At 62.5% G+C, this 8,645-nt stretch carries 10 protein-coding genes; 1 reads left to right on the top strand and 9 read right to left on the bottom strand.

The genetic code is table 11. The features are described from left to right. Nucleotides 1-73: 73 nt before the first annotated feature. Entirely contained in the window at nucleotides 74-1,501 is a 1,428-nt protein-coding gene (locus NKI79_RS27595) for a LysM peptidoglycan-binding domain-containing protein (RefSeq protein ID WP_352479212.1), read from the bottom strand. Between the two features lie 113 nt (nucleotides 1,502-1,614). On the opposite strand from NKI79_RS27595, the gene NKI79_RS27600 reads away from it, so the two are divergent. Beyond that, nucleotides 1,615-2,226, top strand: a complete 612-nt coding sequence (locus tag NKI79_RS27600) for an LOG family protein (protein WP_254820219.1) — start codon at nucleotides 1,615-1,617, stop codon at nucleotides 2,224-2,226. Nucleotides 2,227-2,358: 132 nt separating this feature from the next. On the opposite strand, the gene rarD is transcribed toward NKI79_RS27600, so the two are convergent. The 8 genes from rarD to NKI79_RS27640 all read right to left on the bottom strand — a co-directional run bounded on the left by rarD (nucleotide 2,359) and on the right by NKI79_RS27640 (nucleotide 8,322). Continuing rightward, on the bottom strand, nucleotides 2,359-3,291 hold the full coding sequence (gene rarD / locus NKI79_RS27605) for an EamA family transporter RarD (protein ID WP_352479211.1): 933 nt from the start codon (nucleotides 3,289-3,291) through the stop codon (nucleotides 2,359-2,361). A gap of 153 nt (nucleotides 3,292-3,444) precedes the next feature. Next, nucleotides 3,445-3,984 carry a hypothetical protein gene (locus tag NKI79_RS27610; protein ID WP_352479210.1) on the bottom strand — a complete coding sequence of 180 codons (540 nt, stop codon included), beginning with the start codon at nucleotides 3,982-3,984 and terminating at the stop codon, nucleotides 3,445-3,447. A 4-nt stretch (nucleotides 3,985-3,988) separates the two neighbouring features. After that, nucleotides 3,989-5,611, bottom strand: coding sequence for a citramalate synthase (cimA, locus tag NKI79_RS27615; protein ID WP_352479209.1), 1,623 nt, complete (start codon nucleotides 5,609-5,611; stop codon nucleotides 3,989-3,991). Next, the gene (gene pip, locus NKI79_RS27620) at nucleotides 5,608-6,564 is read right to left on the bottom strand and encodes a prolyl aminopeptidase (protein WP_352479208.1); all 957 of its coding nucleotides are present in this window, start codon (nucleotides 6,562-6,564) and stop codon (nucleotides 5,608-5,610) included. Before pip ends, cimA begins: the two co-directional genes overlap by 4 nt. Beyond that, nucleotides 6,561-7,037, bottom strand: a complete 477-nt coding sequence (locus NKI79_RS27625) for a GFA family protein (protein ID WP_352448982.1) — start codon at nucleotides 7,035-7,037, stop codon at nucleotides 6,561-6,563. Before NKI79_RS27625 ends, pip begins: the two co-directional genes overlap by 4 nt. Beyond that, on the bottom strand, nucleotides 7,034-7,525 hold the full coding sequence (locus tag NKI79_RS27630) for a GFA family protein (RefSeq protein WP_352479207.1): 492 nt from the start codon (nucleotides 7,523-7,525) through the stop codon (nucleotides 7,034-7,036). Before NKI79_RS27630 ends, NKI79_RS27625 begins: the two co-directional genes overlap by 4 nt. 6 nt (nucleotides 7,526-7,531) lie before the next feature. After that, nucleotides 7,532-7,918: a VOC family protein gene (locus NKI79_RS27635; protein WP_352806023.1), complete on the bottom strand. Its 387-nt coding sequence runs from the start codon at nucleotides 7,916-7,918 to the stop codon at nucleotides 7,532-7,534. Then, a complete protein-coding gene (locus tag NKI79_RS27640; protein ID WP_352479205.1) occupies nucleotides 7,915-8,322 on the bottom strand; it encodes an endonuclease domain-containing protein in 408 nt (135 codons plus the stop codon). The genes NKI79_RS27635 and NKI79_RS27640 overlap by 4 nt, the downstream gene beginning before the upstream one ends. Nucleotides 8,323-8,645 lie beyond the last annotated feature (323 nt).

The following is an 8,645-nucleotide window of genomic DNA, read 5'->3' on the forward strand; positions in this document are numbered from 1 at the left end:
GAGATTCGATCATCGTGCATCGGCGATAAACGATGACTGGCCCTGTCGCAAGCTATCCTGATGGGCAGAACGGCTACTCGGTCTTGACTGGCGCCGTCGTCATCTGGTCGCCCATTGCCTTGAGATCGGCGGGCTCGCCTTCCTTCGATTTCTCCGGCACCTTGAACACCTGCCCCGGCCAGATTCGGTTCGGATTGCTGATCTGGTCCTGGTTGGCGAGATAGATGGTCGAGTAGCGCATGCCTTGGCCATAGACTCGCCGCGAAATCCGCCACAGCGTGTCATGGCGGCGGATAATGACTGCGCCATCGGCATGTTCGAGCTTAGGAGCGACGGTCTCGGGAGTTTCGCCCGAAGGCGTTGTCGCGGCCATTTCGGCCGGGGCCTCGGTGGCGGGAGTGGGGGTTGCGGGCGTTTCGGCGGCTGTTGCCGGTGTAGCCGGCGCGGCTTTGGTCGCCGGAGCATTCGGCTCGGCTGGTTTTATCTCGGCAGGCTTAGGCTCGGCGGGTGCGACGGCGGCAACCGCCTCGCCTGGCTCGCGCTCGAACGGCACGGCGGCACGGGCCACCACCCTCACGCCGTCGGCGTCGAGCGCGTCGACATGGATGGTGTAGGTGCCGACCGGGATGTCACGTGTCGCTTCGACCAGGAAGTGGCGGTCGGGCGAGGTCTTCGCGTCGCCGAGCAGGATATCGTTGGCATAGGCGCGCACCTTGCGGCCGGGATCAGTGACGCCGGCAATGAAAATCTTGTTGCCGTCGATTTCGACGGCTTCGACGACGATCTTGGGCTCCGCCGCGGGAGCAGCAGGCGCTGCCGGTGTGGCGGGCGCCACCGGAGCCGGCGCGGCTTCAATGGCGGCCGGCGCGGCGGCGGCCGGCAATTCGGTGCCGGGGGCAGGCAGCGCGGCATCAGATTTTGCCTCAGGGGCCGGAACAGTGAGCAATTCGGACGGCTTGCCCGGCTCCTCGACCATTGCCAGCACCTGGCCGGTGGAATTCCGCGGGATCGAAACGACGGCGGTCTGCGCCGAGGCGGTCACGACATTGCCAGCCGTCGAGCGCAGCGTGATCGTATAGTCGCCGGGCTTCAGCGGATCGTCGAGAATAATGGCAAAGGCGCCGTCGGGACCGGCGACCGTCGAGCCGAGCACAGTCGAACCGTTGAGAATCTCGACCTTGGCGTTGGGCGCCGCATTGCCGGCGACGACGATCGAGCCGTTGCTTTCGACGCGCACGATGTCGAAGGTCGGCACGATTGCACCTGCTGCGGTCGGCGCAGCGGGCGCTGCCGCATCGGTGGACGCCGCGGGCGCAGGCGGCAGCCGCCCCTCGGTCGCCGGAGCGACCGGTTTCGAAGCCGGCGGCGTCAGCGCCGCGACCTCTGCAGGCCGGGTAGAATTGAGATACGGGTCGAGCGCGCCCGACAGATAGGCGGTTCCCGCCGCGGCGACAGAGCCGCCAGCCGCGAACAAAAACGCCTTCAACGGATTAATTGCCATGTTTCCCTGCCCCTTAGCCACCTAATTCGGTCTAGCCTGTTTTACCAAATCCGACAAGAAAAAGCCCGCCCCAGGGCTTGACCATGCCAATAGTCCCTATCACCAATCATAACATGAACACGATTCGATCTGTCTGCGTCTATTGCGGCTCGTCCCCGGGCCGAGATGAAACTTATATCAAGGCCGGACATCTGCTTGGCCGCTCGATCGCCAAGTCCGGCCTGCGTCTGATTTATGGCGGTGGCACTAAAGGGATCATGGGTGCCGTCGCTGAAGGGGCATTAAAGGCCGGCGGCAAGGTAACCGGCATAATTCCACGTTTTCTGATCAACCGGGAGGCGACCGAAACCGCGCTTAACCGGCTCGACGAGCTCGTCATCACCGACAATATGCATGAGCGCAAACATAGGATGTTCGAGAAATCCGACGCCTTTGTGGCGTTGCCCGGCGGCATCGGCACGGTCGAGGAGATCGTCGAGATCATGACTTGGGCGCAACTCGGCCACCACCGTAAGCCGATCGTCTTCGGTAACGTCGGAGGGTTCTGGGATCCGATGCTAGCGCTGCTCGACCACATGGCAACGGAAGGTTTCATCCACACGGCGCAACGGGTGAAGCCGCTGGTGGTCGAGGATCCGGAAGCAATCGTCGCCGCCATCATGGTGGCGGGATCGTCCGTCGACGCTCCGACGGAGGGCGTACAGTCGGTGATTGATAAGATGTAGAGTGAATAGTGAATAGTGAAACATAAGACGTTCCAGACCGCGCCTGTCTATCCACTACTGACTATTCACCATTCATTCCTTTCCCTACTGCCTTCCTTAAATCCGCAATGACCGGCCAGCCGCCTTTCTTCGTTACGCGGCTCGAGCGGCTGCGGCGACGGTCTTGCGCACCGAAGAAAACATCGACCAGGAGTACATCGCCAGTGCCGCCCAGATCAGCCCGAAGGCTATGGCCTGAACACTGCCGAAGGGTTCGCCGAAAATCAGCACCGCGATCAAAAAGACGATCGTCGGCGCGATATATTGCATGATGCCGATGGTGGAGAGGCGCAGCAGCCTGGCGCCGAACGCAAACAACAGCAGCGGCACGGCGGTGACCGGCCCGCAGCCGATCAGCAAGGCGGTGTCGTTCAACGAGCTGGAGACGAAATGATCCTGTCCCGTGGCGATCAGGAAGATGATGTAGCCGAGCGCCGGCACCGACAGCAGCAGCACTTCAAGCAGGAAGCCCTGGCTCGGGCCGATTGGCAGCGTCTTGCGGAAGAAGGCATAGGCGGCAAAGGAAAAGGCCAGCACCAGCGACACCCAAGGCAGCTTGCCGGCGTCGATGGTCAGTACCCCGACGGCGATTGCCGCGAGCACCACCGCCACGATCTGCAGGCGGTCGAGCCGTTCGCCGAGCAGCAGCGCGCCGACAACGACGCTGACCAGCGGGTTGATGTAGTAGCCAAGCGCGGTCTCGATGGTGCGATCGACCGCGATCGCCCAGACATAGATGCCCCAGTTGACCGAGATCAGCGCCGCCGTCAGCACCGCCATCGAAATGATGCGCGGCGAACGAACTGCCGCTTTGAAATCGGCAGTGCGACCGGCCCAGACCAGGACAGCGGCCGCGATCGGCACCGACCAGACGATGCGGTGGGCGATGACTTCGGCCAGCGGCAGATGCGCGACAGCCTTCATGTAGAAGGGCAGCAGCCCCCAAAGCAGGTAGGCGCCGAGCGCCAGCAGGAAGCCGCGACGAGCTTTGGTGTCGGCCTCGATGTGAAGTGCTTGGGTAGTCATGGGCGAAGGCTATGCGCCAGCGGCTTGCCCAAAACCATCGCAAATTGCTGATGGATCAATGGAGTCTCGCTGATGGTTCAACCCGACCACCAAACATTGAACAATCGCGCCTTGTACGAGAGGTAAAAGGCCCAACCAACACGACATGCGGTCTCAACGCTGAGCTGGTTTCTCGTTAAGTTCGAAAAAGACGCTGTCGGGCGAACCCTCATCGTGCCTGAAGCCCGTCAGCTCTGCCGCAAGATCGAGGGGAAGGTCAAAAACGAAATCGACCTCGGAACCCTTGGTATCTTCTTCATCCTGTTTGGAAAAACACTGCTGCTTCAGCGCTTCGAAAGAAGCGGGGAGATCACCCGTGACATGCAAGTCCCTCACAGTCTTGTCACCGCTGTGCCAGACTTTCCAAATGTTCCTTCCGTCGCGCCAGAGCTCGGCGCGGGCGAACATGACATGCTCTTCTATGTGCGCGATAACCACTTCCCGCCCTTGCGAGATCGCAACCAAATATTGTTGAGGTGGGTTTGGGAAGCTGCAGGGATCGAGAATGATAATCGCCCAGTTCTTTTCGCTGGCATAGGCATTCACTGGCGCTTCGAAAATCTCCGATGAATCGCCAATTTCGCGCCCGAACAAGGCCGCAGCTTCCTTTATTTCATAACCACGAAAACCAAGCCAGCTTATCGAGAAGCCCATCTCCCTACTCCGCCGCGGCCAATCCCGCCATGTCGCGGTTCTTCATCAGCTTGTAGACGATCGAATCCATCAGCGCCTGGAACGAAGCATCGATGATGTTTTCGGAGACGCCGACCGTCCACCAGCGCGCGCCGGTGCCGTCATGCGATTCGATCAGCACGCGGGTGATCGCCTCGGTGCCGCCATTGAGGATACGCACCTTGAAGTCGGCCAGCTCGAGATCGGCGATCTCGCTCTGGAATTTGCCGAGATCCTTGCGCAGTGCAATGTCGAGCGCGTTGACCGGGCCATGGCCTTCGGCGACCGACATCTTCTCCTCGCCCTCGACCAGCACTTTCACAATCGCCTCCGAGACCGTCTTCAGCTGGCCGTTGGCGTCGAAGCGGCGCTCGACCATACAGCGGAACGAGGTGACGCGGAAGAATTCCGGCAGGCCATGCAGCATCTTGCGCGCCAGAAGCTCGAAACTGGCGTCGGCGCCTTCGTAAGCGTAACCCTCCGCCTCACGTTCCTTGACCACGGCGATCAGAGCGTCGAGGCGATGGTCATCCCGGGGCACGTCGATGCCGCGCCGCTTCAGCTCGGCGAGGAAATTGGCCTTCCCACCTTGGTCGGAAACCATGACGCGGCGGCGGTTGCCGACAGTCTCTGGCGGCACATGCTCGTAGGTCGCCGGCTCCTTGGCCAGCGCCGAAGCATGGATGCCGGCCTTGGTGGCGAAAGCGGAGGCGCCGACATAGGGCGCCTGCGCTTCGGGCGCGCGGTTCAGCAACTCGTCGAAGGCGCGGGACAGACGCGATATACCGGTCAACGCCTCTGCCGAAATGCCTGTAGCAAAGCGGCCCGAAAAGGCCGGCTTCAGCGCCAATGTCGGCACGATCGAGATCAGATTGGCGTTGCCGCAGCGCTCGCCGATGCCATTCAGCGTGCCCTGGATCTGGCGCACGCCGGCCTCCACTGCGGCAAGCGAATTCGCCACCGCCTGGCCGGTGTCGTCATGGGCGTGGATGCCGAGATGGTCACCCGGTATGCCGGCGGCGATCACCTTTTCGACGATGGCACGCACCTCAGAGGGCTGGGTGCCGCCATTGGTGTCGCACAAAACCACCCAGCGCGCGCCGGCTTCATAAGCCGTTCTGGCGCAGGCCAGCGCATAATCGGGGTTGGCCTTGAAGCCATCGAAGAAATGCTCGCAGTCGACCATCGCCTCCTTGCCGGCAGTGAGCGCCGCCTCGACCGAGGTCCTGATCGCCTCGAGGTTCTCCTCATTGGTGCAGCCGAGCGCGACGCGGACGTGGTAGTCCCAGCTCTTGGCGACGAAGCAGATGGCGTCCGATTTCGACTGGACCAGCGCCGCAAGCCCAGGATCGTTCGAGATCGACACTCCTGCCCGTTTGGTCATGCCAAAGGCAACGAATTTGGCATCGGCCGTGCGACGCTCGGCAAAGAAGGCGGTGTCGGTTGGATTGGCGCCGGGGTAGCCGCCCTCGACGTAGTCGATGCCGAACTCGTCCAGCAGCTTGGCGATGGCGATCTTGTCCTCGACGGAAAAGTCGATACCCGGTGTCTGCTGACCATCGCGCAGCGTGGTGTCGAACAGATAAAGGCGCTCGCGAGCCATGGTCATTTCCCGGCAAACATGTCCGTTGCGCGGATCAGCCTGTCGAGGATGCCCGGCTCCGAATAGGCGTGGCCGGCGCCTTCGATCAGATGGAAGTCCGCTTTCGGCCACGCCTTGTGCAACGCCCAGGCATAGCGCGCCGGGCACGGCATGTCGTAGCGGCCGTGAACGATGGTACCCGGGATATCCTTAAGCTTCCATGCATCGCGCAGCAGCTGTCCCTCTTCCAGCCAGCCGGCATGGACGAAATAGTGGTTCTCGATGCGGGCGAAAGCCAGGGCATAATCATCCTGGCCGAAGGGACCGCTGGTTTCCGGTTCCGGCAGCAGCGTGATCGTCTCGCCCTCCCACAGGCTCCAGGCGCGGGCGGCCTCGACCCGCGCCACAGGATCGCTGCCGACCAGCCGTTTGCGGTAGGCGGCCATCATGTCGCCGCGCTCAGCCTCCGGAATGGGCGCCAAAAACCGCTCCCACTTGTCGGGGAACATCTCCGAGACGCCGAACTGGTAGTACCATTCGAGTTCGGCGCGGGTCAGCGTGTAGATGCCGCGCACGACCAGTTCGCTGACCTGCTCGGGGTGGGTCTCGGCATAGGCCAGCGCCAACGTCGAACCCCACGAGCCGCCGAACACCAGCCATTTGTCGAAGCCGCACATTTTTCGCAGGCGCTCGATGTCGGCGACCAGGTGCCAGGTGGTGTTGGCTTCGAGCGAGGCATTGGGCGTCGATTTTCCGCAGCCGCGCTGGTCGAACAGAACGAGGTCGTAGAGCTTCGGGTCGAACAGCCGCCGGTGCTTTGGCGAAATGGTGCCGCCCGGCCCGCCATGCAGGAATACAGCCGGCTTGGCCCCCTTGGTGCCGGAGCGCTCCCAATAGACCTGATGGCCATCGCCAACGTCGAGCATGCCGGACTCGAAAGCCTCGATCTCGGGATAGAGGGTACGGAATTCGCTGCTCATAATTTCAGGCCCTGCTGCGGCCAGTTGGCCGTCTCGTGATCGGGATGCTGGAAGGAGATGATGGATTCCTGTCGCGCGTAGAAATCCGGGTCGTCATGGATCGGCGCGTCGAAGATCGTCTCGACCCAAGGCAGCCTGGCGGCGTAGTTGACCTGGATCTGCGGCGCCAGATCGGAACGGTCGTCGAAGGCGCCGATGGCGATCTCCAGCGCGCCGGGCTGGCGGTAGGTCAGCGGTGTGCCGCAGCGGGCGCAGAAGCCGCGATCGATGTTGACCGACGACTGAAAGTAACTCGGCTCCTCGCGCACCCATTCGACGCCGTCGCTCGGCACTGTCACCAGCGCGCCGAAAAACGACCCGAACTGTTTCTGGCACATGCGGCAATGACAAATGGACGGGCGGCCGAGCGCCCCGTGGATGCGGAAGCGCACGGCGCCGCACTGGCAGCCGCCGGTACGAACGGTTTCGGTCATGATTTTTCCTCCGGCGGCCATTGTTCGGTGTCGTGGTCGGGATGCTGGTAGGAGACGAGGTCGGCGAGATAGGAGGCAGACGAGACGTCGGCCATCGTTTCCTCACCGGGCAATTCGTGAACATGATCCACATAGGGGAGCTTGGCTTCGACACCCCATTGGATCGTCGGCGCAATCTCCTCGGGGTGGTCGAATGCGGCGATGGCGAGCGCCACGCCATCGGGCGCTTCGAAGGTCAGCGGCGTGCCGCATTCGGCGCAGAAACCGCGCAAAGCCGCGTTGGACGAGCGGAAGCGTTTGGGCTCACCGCGCGTCCAGTCCAGCCTAGCGCCGCGCACCGAGACCAGCGGCAGGTAGAAATTGCCGCTCGCCTTCTGGCACATGCGGCAATGGCAGACGGAAGCATCGCCGAGCGTGCCTTCGACGCGGAAGCGCACCGCGCCGCACTGGCAGCCGCCTGTATACACCGGTCTGTTGTCGAGGCTCATCACGCCTTACTCCGGAGCATGGCAGACCGCCTCGACATTGTTGCCGTCGGGATCGAAGACGAAGGCGCCATAATAGTTCGCATGGTAGTGCGGGCGCAGGCCCGGCCCGCCATTGTCCTTGCCGCCGGCGGCGATCGCCGCGGCGTGAAAGGCATCGACCTCGGCTCGACTGCGCGCGGTGAAAGCGACATGCTGATGATCCTTCGGCTTGTCCTTGCCGGCATGCAGCCAAAACACCGGCCGGTCGCGGCCGTAGCCGCCGACCTTGGCGCCGCCGGTATATTCCTGCGGCACCATGTAAAGCAGCGAGGCGCCGAGCGGCGCCATCGCCCTGTCGTAAAAAGCCTTCGACGCATCGAAATCCGAAACAGTGATGCCGAGATGATCGATCATGGAACTACCTCCGTTGCTGGCTCGCCTGCCAACACGTCGGCGCCAGTCAGGCCGGCCACGATCACGATGTGCTGGCAGACATTGTCAATATCGCGAACGACGTCGTCGTTCCAAAAGCGCAGGATGGTCCAGCCGCTGGCATTCAAGTACGCGCTTCGTGCCTCGTCACGCTGGACGCTTTCGGGATCCGCGTGCTGGCTGCCGTCAACCTCAATGATCAAGCTGTGTGTCGAGCAAGCAAAGTCGATGATGTAAGGTCCGATCGGCACCTGCCGGCGAAAGCTCATCCCCATCAGCCGATGGGCGCGCAATTCGTTCCAAAGCTTCAACTCGGCATCGGTCATGCAACGGCGCATAGATTTTGCATTCTTTCGCTGACGCGATGGAACGAGGTCGTGACCCATCAAGCACCCTCGCCTTCGCGATTGGCGAAATCATCGACGACAGCCAATCTCCCCCCTTGCGGGGGAGATGTCCGGCAGGACAGAGGGGGGTACTGTCCCTCCGGCCTGTCAACCGATGGCAGCCACGCCCTCAAGCAGGTTCCGGGGTGCGAATGGGTTACGTCGAAAGTCGGCGATCCTTCCCACCCCCCTCTGTCCTGCCGGACATCTCCCCCGCAAGGGGGGAGATCGGCCATCACAAAAGCCTTCGCCAGCCTTGCACGCATTTCGACCTCCACCCTCACCGCTTTACCTCCCAGGTGGTGATGCGGGCGCCGGTGACC

Source organism: Mesorhizobium sp. M0340, assembly GCF_040321535.1.
In the GTDB taxonomy this organism is placed as follows: Bacteria; Pseudomonadota; Alphaproteobacteria; order Rhizobiales; family Rhizobiaceae; genus Mesorhizobium.

Bases quoted from the DNA above. Each gene is read 5' to 3' on its own strand.
- NKI79_RS27595 (WP_352479212.1), bottom strand. From the start codon at position 1,501: ATGGCAATTAATCCGTTGAAGGCGTTTTTGTTCGCGGCTGGCGGCTCT.
- NKI79_RS27600 (WP_254820219.1), top strand. From the start codon at position 1,615: ATGAACACGATTCGATCTGTCTGCGTCTATTGCGGCTCGTCCCCGGGC.
- rarD (WP_352479211.1), bottom strand. From the start codon at position 3,291: ATGACTACCCAAGCACTTCACATCGAGGCCGACACCAAAGCTCGTCGC.
- NKI79_RS27610 (WP_352479210.1), bottom strand. From the start codon at position 3,984: ATGGGCTTCTCGATAAGCTGGCTTGGTTTTCGTGGTTATGAAATAAAG.
- cimA (WP_352479209.1), bottom strand. From the start codon at position 5,611: ATGACCATGGCTCGCGAGCGCCTTTATCTGTTCGACACCACGCTGCGC.
- pip (WP_352479208.1), bottom strand. From the start codon at position 6,564: ATGAGCAGCGAATTCCGTACCCTCTATCCCGAGATCGAGGCTTTCGAG.
- NKI79_RS27625 (WP_352448982.1), bottom strand. From the start codon at position 7,037: ATGACCGAAACCGTTCGTACCGGCGGCTGCCAGTGCGGCGCCGTGCGC.
- NKI79_RS27630 (WP_352479207.1), bottom strand. From the start codon at position 7,525: ATGAGCCTCGACAACAGACCGGTGTATACAGGCGGCTGCCAGTGCGGC.
- NKI79_RS27635 (WP_352806023.1), bottom strand. From the start codon at position 7,918: ATGATCGATCATCTCGGCATCACTGTTTCGGATTTCGATGCGTCGAAG.
- NKI79_RS27640 (WP_352479205.1), bottom strand. From the start codon at position 8,322: ATGGGTCACGACCTCGTTCCATCGCGTCAGCGAAAGAATGCAAAATCT.